The organism is Lysobacter cavernae (assembly GCF_042648505.1).
Classification (GTDB): Bacteria; Pseudomonadota; Gammaproteobacteria; order Xanthomonadales; family Xanthomonadaceae; genus Lysobacter_L; species Lysobacter_L cavernae.
Genome location: NZ_JBHRXK010000001.1, coordinates 878518 through 899096, shown reverse-complemented (window position 1 = coordinate 899096; position 20579 = coordinate 878518). Strand labels below are relative to the sequence as shown.

At 67.3% G+C, this 20579-nt stretch carries 21 protein-coding genes; 15 read left to right on the top strand and 6 right to left on the bottom strand.

Going from position 1 to position 20579, the window contains the following annotated elements:
- Nucleotides 1–99 precede the first annotated feature (99 nt).
- Nucleotides 100–1746 (top strand): amidohydrolase, encoded by a 1647-nt coding sequence (locus ACFOLC_RS03800; protein WP_386757649.1) that lies wholly within the window; start codon nucleotides 100–102, stop codon nucleotides 1744–1746.
- A gap of 69 nt (nucleotides 1747–1815) precedes the next feature.
- On the opposite strand, the gene ACFOLC_RS03795 is transcribed toward ACFOLC_RS03800, so the two are convergent.
- Entirely contained in the window at nucleotides 1816–2631 is an 816-nt protein-coding gene (locus ACFOLC_RS03795) for a shikimate 5-dehydrogenase (protein ID WP_386757647.1), read from the bottom strand.
- A 16-nt stretch (nucleotides 2632–2647) separates the two neighbouring features.
- A complete protein-coding gene (gene miaB, locus ACFOLC_RS03790; RefSeq protein ID WP_386757645.1) occupies nucleotides 2648–4066 on the bottom strand; it encodes a tRNA (N6-isopentenyl adenosine(37)-C2)-methylthiotransferase MiaB in 1419 nt (472 codons plus the stop codon).
- A 138-nt stretch (nucleotides 4067–4204) separates the two neighbouring features.
- Here miaB and ACFOLC_RS03785 point away from each other — a divergent pair, with 138 nt between their 5' ends.
- The 7 genes from ACFOLC_RS03785 to ACFOLC_RS03755 all read left to right on the top strand — a co-directional run bounded on the left by ACFOLC_RS03785 (nucleotide 4205) and on the right by ACFOLC_RS03755 (nucleotide 10454).
- Nucleotides 4205–5134: a lytic transglycosylase domain-containing protein gene (locus ACFOLC_RS03785; RefSeq protein ID WP_386757643.1), complete on the top strand. Its 930-nt coding sequence runs from the start codon at nucleotides 4205–4207 to the stop codon at nucleotides 5132–5134.
- 148 nt (nucleotides 5135–5282) lie between these two features.
- Entirely contained in the window at nucleotides 5283–6212 is a 930-nt protein-coding gene (locus ACFOLC_RS03780) for a lytic transglycosylase domain-containing protein (RefSeq protein WP_386757641.1), read from the top strand.
- Nucleotides 6213–6388: 176 nt separating this feature from the next.
- Nucleotides 6389–7012, top strand: coding sequence for a ubiquinol-cytochrome c reductase iron-sulfur subunit (gene petA, locus ACFOLC_RS03775; RefSeq protein ID WP_386757639.1), 624 nt, complete (start codon nucleotides 6389–6391; stop codon nucleotides 7010–7012).
- Nucleotides 7013–7015: 3 nt separating this feature from the next.
- Entirely contained in the window at nucleotides 7016–8275 is a 1260-nt protein-coding gene (locus tag ACFOLC_RS03770; protein WP_386757637.1) for a cytochrome b, read from the top strand.
- Between the two features lie 46 nt (nucleotides 8276–8321).
- Entirely contained in the window at nucleotides 8322–9068 is a 747-nt protein-coding gene (locus ACFOLC_RS03765; RefSeq protein ID WP_386757976.1) for a cytochrome c1, read from the top strand.
- A 147-nt stretch (nucleotides 9069–9215) separates the two neighbouring features.
- A complete protein-coding gene (locus tag ACFOLC_RS03760) occupies nucleotides 9216–9851 on the top strand; it encodes a glutathione S-transferase N-terminal domain-containing protein (protein WP_386757635.1) in 636 nt (211 codons plus the stop codon).
- 105 nt (nucleotides 9852–9956) lie between these two features.
- Nucleotides 9957–10454, top strand: coding sequence for a ClpXP protease specificity-enhancing factor (locus ACFOLC_RS03755; RefSeq protein ID WP_386757633.1), 498 nt, complete (start codon nucleotides 9957–9959; stop codon nucleotides 10452–10454).
- Nucleotides 10455–10551: 97 nt separating this feature from the next.
- Here the strand turns inward: ACFOLC_RS03755 and ACFOLC_RS03750 are convergent, their stop codons facing one another.
- The gene (locus ACFOLC_RS03750; protein ID WP_386757631.1) at nucleotides 10552–10875 is read right to left on the bottom strand and encodes a DUF3301 domain-containing protein; all 324 of its coding nucleotides are present in this window, start codon (nucleotides 10873–10875) and stop codon (nucleotides 10552–10554) included.
- Between the two features lie 82 nt (nucleotides 10876–10957).
- On the opposite strand from ACFOLC_RS03750, the gene ACFOLC_RS03745 reads away from it, so the two are divergent.
- Nucleotides 10958–11755: an FHA domain-containing protein gene (locus ACFOLC_RS03745; protein ID WP_386757629.1), complete on the top strand. Its 798-nt coding sequence runs from the start codon at nucleotides 10958–10960 to the stop codon at nucleotides 11753–11755.
- 32 nt (nucleotides 11756–11787) lie between these two features.
- Here the strand turns inward: ACFOLC_RS03745 and nadC are convergent, their stop codons facing one another.
- Together nadC and ACFOLC_RS03735 are read right to left on the bottom strand one after the other, a co-directional pair.
- Entirely contained in the window at nucleotides 11788–12660 is an 873-nt protein-coding gene (gene nadC, locus ACFOLC_RS03740; RefSeq protein ID WP_386757974.1) for a carboxylating nicotinate-nucleotide diphosphorylase, read from the bottom strand.
- 14 nt (nucleotides 12661–12674) lie between these two features.
- Nucleotides 12675–12944, bottom strand: a complete 270-nt coding sequence (locus ACFOLC_RS03735; protein ID WP_386757627.1) for a Trm112 family protein — start codon at nucleotides 12942–12944, stop codon at nucleotides 12675–12677.
- 64 nt (nucleotides 12945–13008) lie between these two features.
- Between ACFOLC_RS03735 and purE the strand changes: the two genes are divergently transcribed.
- Complete coding sequence (gene purE / locus ACFOLC_RS03730) at nucleotides 13009–13512, top strand: 5-(carboxyamino)imidazole ribonucleotide mutase (protein WP_386757625.1); 504 nt, start codon at nucleotides 13009–13011, stop codon at nucleotides 13510–13512.
- Nucleotides 13509–14648, top strand: coding sequence for a 5-(carboxyamino)imidazole ribonucleotide synthase (locus ACFOLC_RS03725; RefSeq protein WP_386757623.1), 1140 nt, complete (start codon nucleotides 13509–13511; stop codon nucleotides 14646–14648). Before purE ends, ACFOLC_RS03725 begins: the two co-directional genes overlap by 4 nt.
- 75 nt (nucleotides 14649–14723) lie before the next feature.
- Here ACFOLC_RS03725 and ACFOLC_RS03720 read toward each other — a convergent pair whose 3' ends face one another.
- Nucleotides 14724–15317 carry a superoxide dismutase gene (locus ACFOLC_RS03720; RefSeq protein ID WP_386757621.1) on the bottom strand — a complete coding sequence of 198 codons (594 nt, stop codon included), beginning with the start codon at nucleotides 15315–15317 and terminating at the stop codon, nucleotides 14724–14726.
- A gap of 160 nt (nucleotides 15318–15477) precedes the next feature.
- On the opposite strand from ACFOLC_RS03720, the gene grxD reads away from it, so the two are divergent.
- From grxD to ACFOLC_RS03700, 4 genes are all read left to right on the top strand, one after another.
- Nucleotides 15478–15798 (top strand): Grx4 family monothiol glutaredoxin, encoded by a 321-nt coding sequence (gene grxD, locus ACFOLC_RS03715; protein WP_386757972.1) that lies wholly within the window; start codon nucleotides 15478–15480, stop codon nucleotides 15796–15798.
- The gene (locus ACFOLC_RS03710; protein WP_386757619.1) at nucleotides 15795–16538 is read left to right on the top strand and encodes an SDR family NAD(P)-dependent oxidoreductase; all 744 of its coding nucleotides are present in this window, start codon (nucleotides 15795–15797) and stop codon (nucleotides 16536–16538) included. Before grxD ends, ACFOLC_RS03710 begins: the two co-directional genes overlap by 4 nt.
- Nucleotides 16535–17131: a YhgN family NAAT transporter gene (locus tag ACFOLC_RS03705; protein WP_386757617.1), complete on the top strand. Its 597-nt coding sequence runs from the start codon at nucleotides 16535–16537 to the stop codon at nucleotides 17129–17131. Before ACFOLC_RS03710 ends, ACFOLC_RS03705 begins: the two co-directional genes overlap by 4 nt.
- 213 nt (nucleotides 17132–17344) lie before the next feature.
- Nucleotides 17345–20557, top strand: coding sequence for a TonB-dependent receptor (locus ACFOLC_RS03700; protein WP_386757616.1), 3213 nt, complete (start codon nucleotides 17345–17347; stop codon nucleotides 20555–20557).
- The last annotated feature ends 22 nt before the right edge of the window (nucleotides 20558–20579 follow it).

Below are 20579 nucleotides of genomic sequence, written 5' to 3'. Positions count from 1 at the left end.
TGCTTCCCGGTCGCCGCACTTGCCTGCGCGGCCACCTTTGCGCACAGTCCGGACTTCGCTTGAGGCCGGGGAGGCGCAATGCACAGGATCGGATCGGGGATGGTCGCGACGCTGCTGATCGCGATGTCGGGCCACGCGGTGGCGGCACAGGTGACGGTGCTCAGCGCCGCCAGGATCCACACCGTCGATACCGCCCAGCCGAAGGTGCAGGCGCTGGCGTTCGACGACAGCGGTCGCATCGTCGCGCTCGGTAGCACCGCCGAACTGCTCAAGCGCTACCCGAAGGCGGCGCGCCTCGATGCCGGCGACGCGACCGTGATCCCCGGGCTGATCGACGCGCACGCCCACGTCTCCGGGCTGGGGCTGGCCCAGCTCAGTGCCAAGCTGGTCGATACGCGCAGCAAGGACGAGGTGCTGCAACGCCTGCGTGATTTCGCCAAGGGCCTGCCGGCCGGTGCCTGGCTGGTCGGCCAGGGCTGGGACCAGAACGACTGGCCGGAAAGGGTCTTTCCGACCGCGGCCGACCTCGACACCGCGTTCCCCGACCGCCCGGTCTGGCTGGATCGCATCGACGGCCACGCCGGCTGGGCCAACAGCGCGGCGATGCGCGCGGTCAAGCGCGACCTGTCCGGCGACTGGCAGCCCGAGGGCGGTCGCATCGAGCGCGATGGCCAGGGCCGCCCGACTGGCATCTTCATCGACGCGGCGATGCAGTTGCTGTATGCGGCGCAGCCGCCGCTGGACGAGACCACCGCCGAGCGCGCGCTGGTGCTGGGCATGCGGGCCGCGGTCGAGCACGGCCTGACCGGCGTGCACGACGCCGGGGTGTCGCTGGCCGAACTGCAGCGCTACCAGCGCCTGGCCGATCGCGGCGCACTGCCGCTGCGCATCACCGCGATGGCCTACGGCGACGGCGATGCGCTCGACAAGTTGTGCCGCGGCGGTCTGTACCGGCACCGGGACGGGCGCCTGCAGATGCGCACGGTCAAGTTGTACGCCGACGGCGCGCTCGGCAGCCGCGGTGCGGCGATGCTGGCCGATTACAGCGACGACCACGGCAACCGCGGCCTGCTGATGTCGTCGCCGGAAGCGCTGCAAGCCGCGGTCGTCAAGGCCAAGGGATGCGGCGTGCAGGTGGCGACGCATGCGATCGGCGACCGCGGCAACGAGGTCGTGCTCGACGCCTACGCCAATACGCTGGGCAGCGCCGCGCAGGGCGACCACCGCTGGCGCATCGAGCACGCGCAGATCCTCGCGCCGCAGGACCTGCCGCGACTGGCGGCGCTGCACGTGATCGCCTCGATGCAGCCGACCCATGCCACCAGTGACATGCCCTGGGCGCAGGACCGCGTCGGCCCGCAGCGCATCGTCGGCGCCTACGCCTGGCGACAGCTGCGCGACAGCGGTGCACGGCTGGCGCTGGGATCGGACTTCCCGGTCGAATCGGTCGACCCGCGTCTGGGCCTGTTTGCTGCGGTCACCCGTACCGATGCGCAGGGCCTGCCGGTCGGTGGCTGGTATCCGCAGGAGAAGTTGACCGTGTTCGAGGCGCTGCGCGGCTTCACGCTGGATGCGGCCTATGCCGGTTTCGCGGAAAACGAAGTGGGCAGTCTGGCGGTCGGCAAGCGCGCCGACTTCGTGATCCTGGCGCAGGACCCGCTCGCGATCGGGCCGGCGAAGCTGCGCGAACTGACCGTGCAGGCGACCTACGTCGACGGCAAGGCGGTATACCGGGTCGCGAAGTAATGGCGTCGTAGCCCGGGTAAGCGGAGCGTACCCGGGTCTTCCTGAGTGCGCGCGGCGTCCGAAAACCGCTTACCCCAGTGCGTGCGCCGCCGCGCGCGCGACCAGTGCGTCGTCCGGCCGTACGCCCGTGTACAGCACGAACTGCTCCACCGCCTGCAGCACAATCACCTCGGCGCCGGTGATGACCGGCTTGTCGAGCTGCCGCGCCAACCGGATCAGCGGGGTTTCCGCCGGCAGTGCGACCACGTCGAACACCACATCAGCGACGGCTACTTCCGCTTCGCTGAAAGCCAGCCGCTCAGCCTCAGGGCCTTCCATGCCGATCGGCGTCACGTTGATCAACAGCCGGGCGTCGAGTCCGACACTGTCCGGCGTCCAGGCGAAGCCGGCAGTCTGCGCCAGCCGGCGCCCACTGGCTTCGTTGCGCGCGACGATGTGCCCTTGGCCGAAACCGGCATCGCGCAACGCGCAGGCCACGGCCTTGGCCATGCCGCCGCTGCCGCGCAGCGCCAGCGGCGTTTGCGGCGACACGCCGTATTGCCGGATCAGCTGGGTCACGGCGGTGTAGTCGGTGTTGTAGCCGATCAGGAAGCCGTCGTCGTTGACGATGGTGTTGACCGAATCGATCGCCGCTGCCGAGTCTTTGATCTCGTCGAGCAGCGGGATGCAGGCCTCCTTGAACGGCATCGAGACCGCACAGCCGCGGATGCCGAGCGCGCGGATGCCGCCGATCGCCGCCGCCAGGTCGCCGGTGGTGAACGCCTTGTAGACGTAGTTGAGGTCCAGCGCCTCGTACAGGTAGTTCTGGAAGCGCGTGCCGAAATTGCCCGGGCGCGCGGACAGGGACATGCACAGAAGGGTGTCGCGGTCGATGCGGGCGGTCATTACGACTCCAGCAACCTCAGGCCGTCGCTTCGTCCGCCACCGCCACGCGCCCACGCAGCGAATTGCTCATCGCCTCGGTGATGACCACGTCGACGAACTGGCCGATCAGGCGCGCATGGCCCGGGAAGTTCACCGAGCGCATGTTCTCGGTCCTGCCGGTCAGCTCGTTCGGGTTCTTTTTCGACGGTCGTTCGACCAGCACGCTCTGCACGCTGCCGACCATCGCGTCGGAGATCGACCGCGAATGCGCGTTGATGTGCGCCTGCAACCGTGACAGGCGTGCATGTTTTTCATCGCTGGTGACGCTGTCTTCCAGGTCCGCGGCCGGCGTACCGGGGCGGCGCGAGTAGATGAAGGAGAACGACTGGTCGAAGCCGACGTCCTCGATCAGTTTCATGGTCTTGTCGAAGTCGGTGTCGGTCTCGCCGGGGAAGCCGACGATGAAGTCCGACGACACGCAGATGTCCGGCCGCACAGCGCGCAGCTTGCGGATCTTCTGCTTGAACTCCAGCGCGGTGTAGCCGCGTTTCATCGCCGACAGGATGCGGTCGCTGCCGGCCTGCACCGGCAGGTGCAGGTAATTGGCGAGCTTGGGCACGTCGCGGTACGCCTCGACCAGCGAGTCGGAGAACTCCAGCGGATGCGAGGTGGTGAAGCGGATGCGGCCGATGCCTTCGATTTCGGCGATGGCGCGGATCAGCAGGCCCAGGTCGGCCACCTCCGCCTCGCCACCGTCCTCGGCCGGTGCAATGGGGCCGCGATAGGCGTTGACGTTCTGGCCGAGCAGGTTGACCTCGCGCACGCCTTGCGCAGCGAGGTCGGCCACTTCCACCAGCACGTCCTCGAACGGCCGGCTGATCTCCTCGCCACGGGTGTACGGCACCACGCAGAACGAGCAGTACTTGCTGCAGCCTTCCATGATCGACACGAACGCGCTCGGGCCTTCGGCGCGCGGCTCGGGCAGGCGGTCGAACTTCTCGATCTCGGGGAAGCTGATGTCGACCTGCGGCAGGCCGGTCTCGCGCCGGGCCTGAATCAACTCGGGCAGGCGGTGCAATGTCTGCGGGCCGAACACCAGGTCGACGTAGGGCGCGCGCTTGACGATCGCCTCGCCCTCCTGCGACGCCACGCAGCCGCCGACGCCGATCACCACTGGCCGGCCTGCCTTCTTGAACTGCTTCCAGCGGCCGAGCTGGCTGAACACCTTCTCCTGCGCCTTCTCGCGGATCGAGCAGGTGTTGATCAGGATGACGTCGGCTTCTTCCACTTGTGTGGTCAGTTCGAGACCGTCGCTGGCGGCGAGCACGTCGGCCATCTTGGCCGAGTCGTACTCGTTCATCTGGCAGCCGTGGGTCTCGATGAAGAGCTTTTTGGCAACGACCGGGGCGGTCGCGGGCGTGTTCGCCGCGAGCGCGGCAGAGGTCGTATCGGTCATGGGGCGGTCCGGGAGGGGCGGCGGTTAATCCGCGCCGGAAGGGCGCCAGTGTACCGGGCCGGGGCCGGGCACGGGCGCGCACCGCGTTTGTCAGTGCGAAGGCGGACAGGTGAGGTCCGTGTAGTCAGGGAAACCGGTATGCCCGCAAGGGGAAGGTGGCCATTGCTGGGGCTGGTCTGTCTGCTGGCAGCGGTGCCGGCAGCGGCCGAGACCCTGTACCGCTGCGACCGTCCCGACGGCGGCCGCAGCTATGGCAACCGCCGCGTGCCGGGCGCGCGCTGCGCCGAGGGCAATGTCTATCAGGGGCGTCGTCCACTGGTACCGCCATCGGTCCAGCTGGCTTCGGGTGGCCAGGCGCCCCGGGCGCGGGTGGTGGCGCCGGCGGCCGCTCCGCCGGGGCCGGCGGAAGGGGCGATGGCGGATCCGGCGGGTGCGGTGTCCAATGCCGGCGGCGATGCTTCTGCGCCGGCAGTCCGTACTCCGATGCGCGTGGCGCAAGGGGAAATCTACTCGTATGTGCTCGACGGCGTGGTCCGTTACAGCAGCCAGCGGCCGCAAGGCCTGGCCAACATCGGTCCGGTGCGCACCCTGAAATACGCCTACATGGAAACCTGTTACGCCTGTTCCGTGCGGCCGGGCGTGGATTTCGGCACGGTCAGCCTCAACACCCAGGCCTACCGCGCCGAAATCGCCGCGGCAGCCCTCGACTTCGGGGTCGAGGAGGCCGTGGTGCGCGCGATCATCCATGCCGAATCGGCCTACAACCCCAATGCGTTGTCGCGGGTCGGCGCACAGGGGCTGATGCAGCTGATGCCGGCGACCGCGCGCCGCTTCGGCGTCGCCAACGTCTTCGACATCCGCCAGAACATCCGCGGCGGGGTGCAGTACCTGGCGTGGCTGCTCAAGCGCTTCGACGGCAACCTGGTCCTGGCCGCAGCCGGCTACAACGCCGGCGAGGGCGCGGTCGACAAGTACAAGGGCGTGCCGCCGTACAGCGAAACCCAGCGCTACGTGCAGCGCGTGGCGCAACTGGCCGAGCGCTACCGCGACGCCACGGTGGCGCGCTGACCCCGGCCCGACCGAGGGTGGGCGCCGACCCTCGAGCCCGAAGTCGGCGCGACGGCTCCCGCCGCGAACGGGCGCGGGTCACGTTTCGCAGCAGCCAAGCCAATCAAGGACTTGTGAACACCCGGGGGGAGAGGACACACTCGCGTCAATGAGGGGGGGCTCGCTGCTGTTGGGGATCGTTTGCCTGCTGGCCGCTGCGCCGGCCGTGGCCGATGCCCTGTATCGGTGCGACAGCGCCGACGGTGCGCGCAGCTATGTCAGCAAGCGCGTGCCCGGGGCCACATGCACGGTCGTCAGTCAGGGGCGGGGAGGGCACCAGCCCGCACCAGCCAAGGCCATGGGCAACGCGACATCCGCCAGCCCCGTGGCTGGCTCGCCGGCCTCGATCCATGCCAACCCGCCGGCGACGTTCATGGCCACGGCCGCCACCGCGACGGCTCCGACAGTAGTAGCTGCACCATCGCCCGCGGCCACATCAGGGGCGCAACCGCGGCGCCTGGTGCAGGGTCAGGTCTATTCCTACATCAAGGACGGCGTCCGCCATTACTCCAGCAAGCGCCCGCAGGGCGTGGCCAATGCCTCGGCGCTGCGGACGATCAAGTACCGCTACATGGAGTCCTGCTACGCCTGTTCGGCCCGGCCCGGGGTCAATTTCGGCTCGGTCCGCCTCAACACCGAGGCCTACCGTGCCGAAATCGCCGCCGCCGCCGCCCAGCACGGCGTCGACGAGGCGATCGTGCGCGCGATCATCCACGCCGAATCGGCCTACAACCCCAACGCGCTGTCGCGGGTCGGCGCGCAGGGGCTGATGCAATTGATGCCGGCGACCGCGCGCCGTTTCGGCGTCGGCAACGCCTTCGACGCCGCCCAGAACATCCAGGGCGGGGTGCAATATCTGGCCTGGCTGCTGAAGCGCTTCAACGGCAACCTCACCTTGGCCGCGGCCGGCTACAACGCCGGCGAGGGCGCGGTCGACAAGTACAAGGGCGTGCCGCCGTACAACGAAACCCAGCGTTACGTGCAGCGCGTCGCGGTGCTGGCCGAGCGCTACCGCGGCGCGACCAGCGTGGTCCGCTGAGGGCCTCGGGCCCCGGCGGAGGCAGCAGGGCCGCCTTTCCGACGGGTTTTGCAACATCAGCGGATTGTCGGGCCGTTAACCGTTCCGTTACACTTCCCCGTCTTTTGAGCCGCGAGCCGTCGCCAGTGGCGCGGGCTTCGCGGTGAAACTTCGAATTCAGCTTTGCGGAGTGCCGGATGGCCAACCAAGGGGTCAATGATCCTATCAACCAGGGCCGCCGTCGGTTCCTGACTGCGACCACTGCTGTGGTCGGCGCGGTCGGGGCCGGGTTTGTGGCAGTGCCGTTCATCAAGTCCTGGAATCCGAGCTCGCGGGCCAAGCTTGCCGGTGCGCCGGTGAGCGCGGACATCAGCGCGCTCGGCGAAGGCCAGCGCCTGGTCCTCGAGTGGCGCGGCCAGCCGATCTGGATCGTCAAGCGTTCCAAGACGATCCTCGACGTGCTGCCGACCCTGGACAGCCACCTGCGCGATCCCAAGTCCGAGAACAAGGACCAGCAGCCGGCGTACATCACCGGCGAGGCGCGCTCGATCAAGCCGGAGATCTCCGTGCTGGTCGGCCTGTGCACCCACCTGGGCTGCTCGCCGGAAATGAAGGCCGAGATCCGCCCCGAGCCGTTCGACCCAGAGTGGAAGGGCGGCTACTTCTGCCCCTGCCACAAGTCGCGCTTCGACATGGCCGGCCGCGTGTTCCAGGGCGTGCCGGCACCGACCAACCTGCTGGTGCCGCCGCACCATTACGAGAACGACACCACGATCGTGATTGGCGTGGATCCCTCGCAGTCGACCAAGGGAGCGGCGTAAGTCATGGCCAACATCTTTGCCCGCACCGCCAACGGCGTCTGGGACTGGGTCAATGCACGCGCACCCGGCATGATGCCGGTGTACCGCAAGCACATGAGCGAGTACTACGCGCCGAAGAACTTCAACTTCTGGTACTACATGGGCTCGTTGGCCCTGCTGGTGCTGGTCAACCAGATCGTCACCGGCATCTTCCTGACGATGCACTTCAAGCCGTCCGCGGCCGAAGCGTTCTCGTCGGTCGAATACATCATGCGCGACGTGGAGTGGGGCTGGCTGATCCGCTACATGCACTCCACCGGCGCGTCGATGTTCTTCATCGTCGTGTACCTGCACATGTTCCGCGGCCTGATGTACGGCTCGTACCAGAAGCCGCGCGAGCTGGTGTGGATCCTGGGCATGCTGATCTACCTGGTGCTGATGGCCGAAGCCTTCATGGGCTACGTGCTGCCGTGGGGTCAGATGTCGTTCTGGGGCGCCAAGGTGATCATCTCGCTGTTCGGCGCGATCCCGGTGATCGGCAACGGCCTGACCGAGTGGATCATGGGCGACTACCTGCCCGGCGACGCCACCCTCAACCGCTTCTTCGCTCTGCACGTGATCGCGCTGCCGCTGGTGCTGCTGCTGCTGGTCGTGCTGCACCTGGGCGCGCTGCACGAGGTCGGTTCCAACAACCCCGACGGCGTCGACATCAAGTACGGCCCGAAGGGCAACCGTTGGGATGCGACCAAGCCGAAGGACGGTATCCCGTTCCATCCGTACTACACGGTGAAGGACCTGTTCGGCGTCGGCTTCTTCCTGACCATCTGCGCGTTCGTCATCTTCTTCGCGCCGGCCTTCGGTGGCTGGTTCCTGGAGCATGACAACTTCACCGAGGCCAACCGCCTGGTGACGCCGGAGCACATCAAGCCGGTCTGGTACTACACCCCGTACTACGCAATGCTGCGCGTGATCCCGCACAAGCTCAGCGGCGTGATCGTGATGTTCGCCGCGATCGCGATCCTGTTCCTGGTGCCGTGGCTCGACAAGTGCAAGGTCAAGTCGTACCGCTACCGCGGCAAGCTGTCGTGGGCATTGCTGCTGATGTTCGCCGTGTCCTTCGTCTGGCTCGGCAAGATCGGCGCCGGCCCGGGCACCGACCCGGTCGAGACCGTCATCGGTCGCGTGCTGACCTTCCTGTACTTCGCCTTCTTCATCACCATGCCGGTGTGGTCCAAGCTCGACAAGACCAAGCCGGTGCCGGAACGGGTGACGATGCATGACTGACCTCATTGCCCCAGGCCACGAACGCAACCGCCGCTCCGTCCAGAAGATGCATATCGTGAAGAAGCTCGCCACATTCGTTGCCGGCCTGCTGGTTTCGGCCAGCGCCTTCGCTGCCGGCGGTGGCAACCTGCTGCAGTCCGGCGTCGACCTCGGCGACCGCGCGTCGCTGCAGCGCGGCGCCCAGCTGTACATGAACTACTGCTCGGGCTGCCATTCGCTGAAGTACCTGCGCTATTCGCGCATCGCCGAGGACCTGGGCCTGAGCGAAGAAGAGGTGATGAGCAACCTCAACTTCACCGGCGCCAAGTTCGGCGAGCAGATCCAGGTCAGCCTCACCCCGGAGCATGCCAACCAGTGGTTCGGCAAGATGCCGCCGGACCTGAGCGTGATTTCCCGCGTGCGTGGCAGCGACTGGCTCTACACCTACCTCAAGTCGTTCTACCTCGACGAGTCGCGGCCGCTGGGCTGGAACAACCAGTTGTTCCCGAACGCCTCGATGCCTAACCCGTTGTGGGAGTTGCAGGGCCTGCAGCACGCCGAATACGGCGAGCCCGACAAGGCCACCGGCGATCGTCCGGTGCACGGCCTCAAGATCGCCCAGCCCGGCAAGCTGGACGGCCCTGGCTTCGACCAGGCGGTGCGTGATATCACCACATTCCTCGAGTACGCCGGCGAACCGGCCGCCCTCAAGCGCCAGAGCATGGGCGTCTGGGTGATCCTGTTCCTGGCGGCCTTCACGTTCCTCGCCTACCTGTTGAAGATCGAGTACTGGCGCGACGTGGACAAGCACTGATCGCAGCGCATCGCCTGGAAACCCGCACGGCCTGTGCGGGTTTCTCGATGTTCGGGGCGGGACTGTTGCTCGAGGCCGTGACGACCGTCCACACGGGGTGGGTGGCGTCTTGCGACTGGCGGATTCCGGTTGCTGGAGAGGTCGATGATGGCGGCGAGCCCACGTATGCGTAATGCCCTGACCCTGTTTTCGTCGAACGATTGCGTGCTGTGCCACCGCGTGCGGCTGGTGCTCGCGGCCAAGGGCGTCACCTACGACCTGATCCCGGTCGACCCGCAGAACCCGCCTGAAGACCTGGTCGATCTCAACCCGTACCACTCGGTGCCGACCCTGGTCGAGCGCGAGCTGGTGCTGTACGCGGCCAGCGTGGTCAGCGAATACCTCGACGAGCGTTACCCGCACCCGCCGCTGATGCCGGTCGATCCGTTGTCGCGCGCGCGCCTGCGCTTGGCCATGCTGCGCCTGGAGCACGACTGGGTGCCGCAGGTGCAGGCGATCCAGCTCGGCAACAAGGCCCAGGTCGAGGCCGGCCGCAAGCGCCTGAAGGAATTGCTCACCGCCTCGGTGCCGCTGTTCAAGGCCAGCAAGTTCTTCCTGAATCCCGAGATGAGTCTGGCCGACTGCGCCATGGCGCCGATCATCTGGCGTCTGGACGCGCTCGGCGTGCCGTTGCCGAAGGACGGCAAGGCGATCGAGGACTACGGCAACCGCATCTTCCGCAACCCGGGGTTCACCCGCAGCCTGACCGAACAGGAACGCAAGCTGCGCGACCTGCCGGTCTGAGGTGTGTTGCCTTCATCGCACCATCGGCGGGCCTGAACGGCCCGCTTTGCGTTTGCAGGAGGCGATTGCGCATCCACTGTGATCGCGCGGCGCTAAACTGTCGCCATGAGTGACGACAGCACGCCGATGACCAGCCACCGCCCGTACCTGCTGCGGGCGCTGTACGAATGGATTGCCGACAACGGCATGACCCCGCACCTGCTGGTCGATGCCACGCGTCCCAACGTGCAGGTGCCCGTGCATGCGGTCAAGGACGGCAAGATCGTGCTCAATGTCGCCGAGCGTGCGGTGTCCCACCTGGAAATGGGCAACGACCTGATCCGCTTCAGCGCCCGCTTCGGCGGTGTCAGCCATCCGGTGTCGGTACCGGTGCAGGCGGTGCTGGCGATCTACGCGCGCGAGACCGGCCAGGGCATGGCGTTGCCGGACGACGTGCATGCAGCGGCGGGTGAGGGCGGTGCGGACCTCGAGGACAACGGCGACACCGGCACGGTGACACTGAGCGCGGTGCCGAACGAATCCGTTCCCGAGGGCGACGACGACGGCCCGCAGGCGCCGACCCCAACGCCGCGTCGCGGTGGCCACCTGCGCATCGTCAAGTGACGTCATGGCGCACTGGCGCAACGCGTCAGTGCCTTTGCCATGACGTCATCCCCGCGTAGGCGGGGATCCGGCGACGTTGGTCCACGCGCACCGCGCGTCAGTGCAACTGCACCGGCGCCCGCGTGACCGGGCCGCTGAAAGCGATCAACCGATCGCCGCGCAGCACCAACCGGCCCACGTGCCGGTCTTCGCCATCGAGCGAGTAGTCGAAGCGGAACGTGCGCTCCCAGCCGAGCCAGCCGTTGTCGTGCCGGCACAGGCGGATGCCGATCGCATGCACGCTCTGGTCCAGCCATTGCACGCCCGCGGCCTTGCACGCATCGCGGCCCACGGCTTCGGCGCGTTCGGCGGCAGCGCGGCCCGCGCTCCAGAATGCGAACACCATCGCAGCGACGATCATCAGGATCAGTAAAGTCGGCATGCAAATAATGTGGCGGCATGTTGCGTTTGCCGCAAGTGGTTCTACGGTTCCAGGGCATGCGCTTCGGGGGGGCAGGTCCGGCGTGAAACTTGTCTTTCCGGGTGGCGAACACCCGCAGGTATTGTTGGGCCATGGTGTCAACCGCGTCGGCTCGGATCCGGATTCCACTGTCGTCATCAACCGCCCCGGCGTGTTACCGCAGCATTGCCTGCTGCACGTCACCGCGCAGGGCGTGATGCTGGACGTGCCGCACGGCACGACCATGAGTGTCAATGGTCGCCAGGTCGCCGGGCTGATTGCGTTGCGGCCCGGTGACAGCGTCGGGTTCGACCAGGTACAGGCACAATTGGCAGCCCTCGGGCCTGCGCCGGCGGTGCGTCGTCAGGGCGGTCCTGTCGGCCGAGTACCGGATTCGGCCAATGACGACCCTGGCGTCACGGCAGTGCGTGCGGTGTTGCCGCGCTTCGTGCTGCGCGGCGCGTCGCCGGAGGTGGCCGGGCGCAATGCCCCGGTGTTCGGCGTACTGACCGTCGGTCGCGGCAGCGAGTGCGGGCTGCGCCTGGAGGCATCGGGCATGTCGCGCGTGCACGCCCGTCTGCTGCCGACCAAATCCGGCTTGCTGCTGGAAGACCTGGGCTCCAGCAATGGCAGTTTCATCAATGGCCAGCGCGTGCTGCGCGGCGAGGTGCGGGTAGGCGACGAAATCGGTTTCGATACCCTGCGCTTCCGCCTGGTGACCTCTGCGCAGGGCGCGCCGGTGCAGATCGTGGCAAAGCCGGTGCGAGCCGCCGGAAAAACGCATTCGCGCGCGGGCTGGCACTGGGTGGCGGCGGCCGTGCTGGCGGTGGCCGCGATTGCCGGGGTGGCCGTGCTGCGTTGATCGGCACGGCCCGTATGCGGCCGGCCTCGTGGTCAGGCCGAGGGCGGGGGGCCCAGCTTCAGCGACAGATCGATCGCGTGCACGTGCTTGGTCAGGCCGCCGATCGAGATGCAATCGACGCCGTCCTGTGTGATCGCACGCAGCGTGGTCATGTCGACGCCACCGGACACCTCCAGTGGAGTCGCCCCGTTGAACGGCGCGCCGTGGGCGATGGCGACGGCCTCGCGGCGCATCGCGGCATCGAAGTCATCGATGAGGATGCGGTCGCAGCCTTCGGCCAGGGCTTCCTTGAGCTGGGCGATCGACTCGACCTCGACGATCAGCGGCAAGGCCGGATGCATCGCCCGGGCCGCACGGATCGCCGCGGTCAGTGAGCCGGCTGCGCGGACGTGGTTTTCCTTCAGCATCACCGTGTCGAACAGGCCGATGCGGTGGTTGACGCCGCCGCCGACACGCACCGCGTACTTCTGCGCCAGGCGCAGGCCGGGCAGGGTCTTGCGGGTATCGAGGATTTTCGCCTTCGTCCCGCGCACGGCCTCGACATAGGCCGCGGTGGTGGTGGCGGTGCCCGACAGGGTCTGCAGGAAGTTGAGCGAGGCGCGCTCGGCACTGACCAGCGCCCGCGCGCGGCCCTGCAAGGTGGCCAGCACGGTGCCCTTGCCGACGCGACCGCCCTCGGCGATGCGCCAGTCGATCCGCACCTGTGGGTCGAGCGCGCGGTGACAGGCATCGAACCACGGCCGTCCGCAGATCACCGCGTCCTCCTTGCACAGCAGGTAGGCGCTGTCGGCCGCGTCAGGCAGCAGGGCGGCGGTCACGTCTCCACTGCCGAGGTCTTCGGCCAGGGCGCGGGCGACGTCGGCCGCGATCACCTCCGCCGGTGGCGGTGTTACCGGATCGGCCATGCCGGCAGCGACGCTCATGCGGTCGGGAAGCCGTCGACCTGCGCCGTGGCGATGGCGTCCTCGGCCAGCAGCACCGGGATGCCGTCGTCGACGCGGTAGACGGTCTTGCGGTCGCGCGTGACCAGGGCCTCGCGCACCGGCTCTGCCTGCGCGCTGCCGTCGCCGCGGACGATGCCGCCGGCCTGGATGGCATCGTTCAGCGCCTGCAGCCCGCGGCTGTCGAGCAGCAGCAGCGGCTGGCGCGTGGTGGGGCAGACGAGCAGGTCGAGCAGTTTGCGGTCCATACGGGTCGGTGCCGGAGCAGCAGGAGAGGGCGTTAGAATACGTCTTTGCGCCAAGGCTCTACCAATGTCCGTAACCGCTGTGGCCCCGCTTGTGGGCATCGTGATGGGCTCGCGCTCCGACTGGGAGACGATGCAGCACGCCGCCGCCAAGCTCGAAGCGCTCGGCATCCCGCACGAGGTGCGCGTGGTCTCGGCGCACCGCACGCCCGACGTGTTGTTCGACTACGCCGCCACGGCGGCCGGGCGCGGCCTGCGCGCGATCATCGCCGGCGCCGGCGGCGCCGCGCATCTGCCGGGCATGCTCGCGGCCAAGACCGCGGTGCCGGTGCTGGGTGTGCCGGTGCAGAGCAAGGCGCTCAACGGCATGGACTCGCTGCTGTCGATCGTGCAGATGCCGGCCGGCATTCCGGTCGCCACGTTCGCGATCGGCAACGCCGGTGCGGCCAATGCCGCGCTGTTCGCCGCGGCGCTGTTGGCGCCCGAGCACGCTGCCATCGGCGCGTCGCTGGCGGCGTTCCGCGCCAAGCAGACCGACGACGTGCTGGCCAACGACGACCCGCGCAAATGACCACCGTTGGCATCCTCGGCGGCGGGCAGCTGGCCCGCATGCTCGCGCTTTCCGGCGCGCCGCTTGGCCTGCGTTTCCTGGTGATGGACAGCGTCGACGACGCCTGCGCCGGCCAGTTCGCGCCGATGGTGGTCGGCGATTACCGTGACGAGGCGGCGCTGGGCGAATTTGCGTCCAGGGTCGATGTCGCCACCTTCGATTTCGAGAACGTGCCGGCCGAATCGGCGCAGTGGTTGAGCGAGCGCGTGCCGGTGTTTCCGAACCCGCGCGCGCTGGCGACCGCGCAGGACCGGCTGGCCGAGAAGACCCTGTTCCAGCAGCTCGGCATTCCGGTACCGCCGTTCGCGGCGATCGACACGCGCGCGCAACTCGATGACGCGTTGGCGACGATCGGCACGCCGTGCATCCTCAAGACCCGCCGCCTGGGCTACGACGGCAAGGGGCAGTTCCGCATCAAGACCCCGGCCGATGCCGATGCGGCATGGGACGCACTGGGTGCTCAGGCGGGCAAGGTCGGCCTGATCCTCGAAGGCTTCGTCGCGTTCGAGCGCGAGCTGTCGGTGGTGGCCGTGCGCGGCCGTGACGGCGAGTTCCGCACCTGGCCGTTGACCGAGAACTGGCACGTCGACGGCGTGCTCTCGGCGAGCCTGGCGCCCGCCACCGCCGATGCCGCGCTGGCCGAAACCGCCTTCGCCTACGCCAGGAAGCTGGGCGAGGCGCTCGATTACGTCGGCGTGTTCGCGCTGGAGCTGTTCTGCCGTGGCGGTGAATTGTTGGCCAACGAACTGGCGCCGCGCGTGCACAACTCCGGCCACTGGACCATCGAGGGCAGCGAGACCTCGCAGTTCCAGAACCACCTGCGCGCCGTGCTCGGTCTGCCGCTGGGCGATACGCGCATGGTCGGCCTGGCCTGCATGCTCAACTGGATCGGGCAGATGCCCGAGGCCGCGCCCGTGTTGAGCGAACCGGGCGGACACTGGCACGATTACGGCAAGCTGCCGCGTGCCGGGCGCAAGGTCGGGCACGCGACGTTGCGGGCGGACTCGGCGCAGGATCTGGCGGCGACGCTGGTGCGCGTCGGCGTCGAGCTCGACCGCGAGGCGCAGGTCGCACCGGTGGTCGCCGCGCTGGGCTGATTCGTTACCAGGCACCGATAGCAAAACGGCCGGGTTTCCCCGGCCGTTTTTCATTGCGGCTCTAGAGCTCCGCGCTTACTTCAGGTTCGACGCCACGAAGTCCCAATTGACCAGGTTCCAGAACGATTCGACGTACTTCGGGCGCGCGTTGCGGTAGTCGATGTAGTAGGCGTGCTCCCACACGTCGCAGGTCAGCAGCGGGGTGTCGTCGCCGGTGAGCGGGGTGGCGGCGTTGGAGGTGCTGGCCAGGGCCAGCGAACCGTCCGGACGCTGCACCAGCCAGCCCCAGCCGGAGCCGAAGGTGCCGACCGAGACCTTGGTGAACTCGTCCTTGAACTTGGTGAAGTCGCCGAAGGCCTTGTTGATCAGCTCGGCCAGCTTGCCGGTCGGCTCGCCACCGCCCGGATTTGATCCGGATGCCGGCTTCAGGCAGTTCCAGTAGAAGGTGTGGTTCCAGATCTGCGCGGCGTTGTTGAACATGCCGCCCTGCGACTTGCGGATGATGTCCTCGAGCGCCATGTCGGCGAACTCGGTGCCGGCGATCATGTTGTTGAGGTTGGTCACGTACGCCTGGTGGTGCTTGCCGTAGTGGAAGTCGATGGTCTCGCCGGAAATGTGCGGCTCGAGCGCGGTGCGGTCGTAGGGCAAAGCGGGCAGTTCGATGGCCATTGCGGGCTCCTGAGGGCTGGCTAAGGGGGAATGCCGCGGCGCTGCTCCGGGGTCCGGGCGTGTCCGCGGCGCGGGAAGGCTTACAATTCACATTCTATCCCCACGTTTCGTTGCCGTGCCGTCAATGGCCGCGCAACGCACCATCGCAGGAGTTGCACCCATGTCCGTTATGGAGCGGATCCAGACCGAAGTCGAAGGCCATCCGATCGTCCTTTTCATGAAGGGAACCGCGCAGTTCCCGATGTGCGGCTTCTCCAGCCGTGCGGTGCAGGCGTTGAAGTCTGCCGGCGCGACGCAGTTGCACACCGTCAACGTGCTCGAAGACCCCGAGATCCGCGCCAACCTGCCGCGCTATTCGAACTGGCCAACCTTCCCGCAGCTCTTCATCCACGGCGAACTGATCGGTGGCTGTGACATCACCATGGAACTGTTCGAATCCGGTGAGCTGGCGCGCATGATCAGCGAGACGCAGCGCCAGTGAGTTCGACCGGGGCCGTCCAAGGGGAACCGGCGCTGGTCGATCGTGTGGTGCTGATCACCGGCGCCCATGGTGGGCTCGGCGCCGCCGCCGCGCACGCGTGTGCGCGTGCCGGCGCCACCGTGGTCCTGCTCGGGCGCAAGCTGCCGAAGTTGAACCGCCTCTATGACACCGTCGCGCAGTCCGGGCCGGAGCCGCTGCTGTACCCGCTCGACCTGGAAGGGGCGACGCCCGACGATTACGCCGAGCTGGCGCAGCGGCTCGAAGCCGAACTCGGCCGTCTCGACGGCGTGCTGCATTGCGCGGCCGATTTCGGTGGCCTGACCCCGCTGGCGCAGACCGATCCGGCCGCGTTCGCGCGGGCGGTCCACGTCAACCTGACCGCGCCGTGGTGGCTGTCACAGGCCTGCCTGCCGCTGCTGTCCAAGGCCGGGGATGCCGCGCTGGTGTTCGCACTCGACGACCCGGCCCGGGTTGGGCAGGCCTACTGGGGCGGTTACGGTGTCGCCAAGCACGGTCTGGCCGGGCTGGTCGGCATGCTCCACGCCGAGCTGGCCAATTCCCCTGTCCGCGTTGCTGGCCTGCAGCCGGGACCGATGCGTACGGCGCTGCGCGCCAAGGCCTATGTCGAGGAAAACGACCGTACCGCGGTCGATCCCTCGGCCTATGCGGCCGCCTGCGTCACCCTGTTGTCGCCGGCCGGCGCCGTCCATCGCGGCCAAGTGTGGAGCCCGCCCGCATGACGATCGCTTCGGCCGCGTTGCTGCTGTTCCTGATCCTCGACCCGCTCGGCAACGTGCCGGTGTTCCTGAGCCTGCTGCGCGGCCTGCCGCCGCAGCGGCAGCGGATCGTGCTGGCGCGCGAGCTGTTGATCGCACTGGCGGTGCTGATGGCGTTCCTGTGGGGCGGCAAGTACGCCCTGGAGCTGATGCACCTGCGCCAGGAGTCGGTGTCGATCGCCGGCGGCATCGTGCTGTTCCTGATCGGCATCCGCATGATTTTCCCGCCGCCGGAAGGACTGATGGGCGAGATCCCGGACGGCGAGCCCTTCATCGTGCCGATGGCCATTCCCCTGGTCGCCGGCCCGTCCGGCATGGCCGCGGTGATGCTGATGGGCAGCAACGAGCCCTCGCGCCTGGGCGACTGGAGCCTGGCCCTGCTGATCGCCTGGGGCGCGACCGCGGCGATCCTGTTCTCGGCGACGCTGCTCTACAAGCTGCTCGGCCGGCGCGCGCTGACCGCGATCGAGCGCCTGATGGGCATGCTGCTGGTGGCCCTGTCGGTGCAGATGTTCCTCGATGGCCTGGGGACGTACCTGCAGATCTCCCCGCCTTGATCGGGTTTGGCGGCTGACGGCGATTTTTGACGGCCGTCACGTCCCTGTCACAACCCGTGCCTAGCCTGTTAAACTGCCGTTAACGCGGTAGGGGCCCGCACCCCACGGGGGCCTGGGGCTGAGAAGAACTCGACTGATCCAGGCGACTGGCGCCGCCATTGCGCGCCCGTCCTGTCCCTTTTCCTGTTTTCCACCTGTACCGAGGCCATCGTAATGACCCATCCGAACCGCGTCCGCTTGTCCAAGCTCACACTTGGTTTGCTCGCCGTCCTTGCCACCGCGCCCGTGTTTGCGCAGGCCACTTCCGCTGGTGTCGGCGGTGTCGTGACCAGCAACGATGGCCAGCCGGTTGCCGGCGCGGACGTCACCATCACCCACGTCGAGTCCGGTACGGTCAGCCGTGCCACGACCGATGCCAGCGGTCGTTACACCGCGCGCGGCCTGCGCGTCGGTGGTCCGTACAGCGTCACCATCACCAAGGCCGGTACCGGCACGAAGACGGAAGAGGGCGTTTACCTCGACCTCAACAAGAGCAACACCGTCAATGCCGCCCTTGCCGGCGATGTGACCACGCTGGACTCGGTGACCGCCGTGGCCCTCGGTGGCTCGGAAGTCTTCAGTGCCACCAAGATGGGCTCGGGCACCGCGGTCAGCCGCCAGGTGATCGAGGCCCAGCCGTCGATCGGCGGCAACATCCAGGACTACATGCGCCTCGACCCGCGCGTGGCCTTCGTTGACCGCGCCTCGGGCACGATCAGCGCCGGCGGCCAGAACCCGCGCTACAACGCCGTCCGCATCGACGGCGTGTCGGCCAGCGACACCTTCGGCCTGGAAGGCAACAACATGCCGACCCGCCGCCAGCCGGTCGCGATGGAAGCCATCGAGGCCATCAACATCGACTTGGCCAACTACGACGTCACCATCACCGGCGCCACCGGCGCGGTCGTGGACGCGGTGACCAAGTCAGGCACCAACGAGTTCCACGGCTCGGTGTACGGCACCTACCGTGACGGCGACTGGTTCGGCGACGATCCGGAAGGCAACGCGTTCAATGGCTTCGACAAGGAAGAGAACTACGGCTTCACCCTGGGCGGCCCGCTCGTCAAGGATCGCCTGTTCTTCTTCGCCAACTACGACAAGTTCAAGCAGGCCGCGCCGGGCGCCGACATCGCTGGCAGTGCGTTGGGCAAGGCGAATGCCACCATCGACATGGGCGACATCACCCGCGCGCAGGAGATCGCCCAGGGCTACGGCATCGCCGCCGGTGGCCTGGACAGCAACGGTGACACCGATCTCGAAGAGTACGCGCTCAAGCTCGACTGGAACATCACCGATGCCCACCGCGCCAGCCTGCGCTACAGCAAGCTGGAGCAGGACAAGCTGCGAATCAACGGTGTCAACAGCACGCAGATCTCGCTGAGCTCGTACTGGTTCCAGCAGCCGAAGGTCGTCGAGAGCTACGTCGCCCAACTCTTCAGCGACTGGACCGACAACTTCTCGACCGAGTTCAAGGCCTCGTACCGTGATTATTCGGCGGTGCGCGAGACCCCGACCACCGCGCCGAGCGTGCGCATCTACTTCACCCCGGCCGGTGGCCGTCCGCTCAGCGGCGATTCGCTGTTCCTGGGCACCGAGACCAACTCGCAGCAGAACGCGCTGTACACCAAGACCTGGAACTACTTCGGCGCGGCCACCTTCACTTTCGACGACCACGACCTGAAGTTCGGCGTCGACTACAGCACCAACGAGATCTACAACATCTACGGCCCGCAGCTGTACGGCGTGTACGAGTTCGCCAGCATGGATGCGTTCCAGCAGGGGCGCTACAGCACCTACAACCTGCGCACCCCGCAGCCGGGCCAGGGCTTCGACTCCGTCGCCGCTGACTACCAGTACGACAACCTCGGCCTGTTCATCCAGGACCAGTGGTTCGTCAATTCGAACCTGACGCTGACCTTCGGCCTGCGCGCCGACAAGCCCAAGGTCGACAGCAAGCCGCGCTACAACGCCGCTGCCCAGGCCGCGTTCGGTTTGGACAACACGGACGTGCTGGATGAGAAGTTCCTGATCCAGCCGCGCTTCGGCTTCAACTACACCTTCGACAGCGAGCGTCCGACCCAGCTGCGCGGCGGCGTGGGCCTGTTCCAGGGTGATTCACCGCAGGTGTGGCTGAGCAACGCCTACAACACCACCGGCTTCAACTACATCCAGTACACGCTCAATACGTTCGACCCGAATGTTCCGTTCAGCGGCGACGGCCTGGACCAGAACGTGCCGGCCGCGACCGGCAGCCAGATCCAGAACGTCAACTTCATCTCACCGGACTTCGAGCAGCCGTCGGTGTGGAAGGCCAACCTGGCCTTCGACCACGAGTTGCCGTGGCAGGGCATCGTCGCGTCGGCCGAGTTGCTGATGACCGAGGTCAAGGAGGCGCTGTTCTATCAGAACCTCAACCTGGGTGATGCAGCCCAGTTCGGCCAGGACGGTCGTGAAATCTTCTACCGCGCCGGGGCCGCCTGGGTCACCGCCAACAACCGCGCCAACCGCAATCGCGCGTTCGGTGACGTCTACCTGCTCGATACCACCGACAAGGGGTACAGCCGCCAGGCCACCTTCTCGCTGGCGAAGCCGTGGACGCAGGACAGCGACTGGTCCTGGAGCCTGGCCTACACCTACACCGATGCGCAGGAAGTCAGTGGCCTGACCAGCTCCACCGCCAGTTCGGGCTGGAACTACAACTACGTGTACCAGGCCAACGAGGAAGCCCTGTCGACCTCGCGCTACGAGATCAAGGACCGCATCTCGGGCCAGTTGAACTGGAAGCGCATGTTCTTCGGTGACTACAAGACCGAGGTCGGCCTGTTCTACGAGGGTCGCAGCGGTCGTCCGTACAGCTTCGTGTACTTCAACGATGCCAACGGCGACAACCGCACCGCGAACGACCTGTTCTACGTGCCGACGGGCCCGGGCGACGTGGTGTTCGGCACGCTGAACGCCAACGGCACCTCGACCTCGAACGCCGCGATGGAGACGGCCTTCTTCGATTACCTGGCGACCAACCAGGATATCGCCCGCTACAAGGGTCAGGTCGCGCCAAAGAACGCCGCCCGCGCCGACTGGGTGAACACTTTCGACGTGCGCATCAGTCAGGAGCTCCCGGGCTTCTTCAAGGACCACAAGTCCGAGATCTGGCTCGACATCATCAATGTCGGTAACCTGATCAACAAGGATTGGGGCCACATCTACGATTACGGCTTCTTCGCCAACCAGCGCGTTGCCACGCTGCAGGGCATCGACAACAACGGCAAGTACGTCTACAACTTCGCCACGCCGGACGCCCCGACGATCGCCAACGGCGATGCCGACGGCTTCAACCAGGGTGTGTCGCAGTGGTCGGTCCAGATCGGCTTCCGCTACAAGTTCTGATCAGGCGCTTGCCTTGCAACAC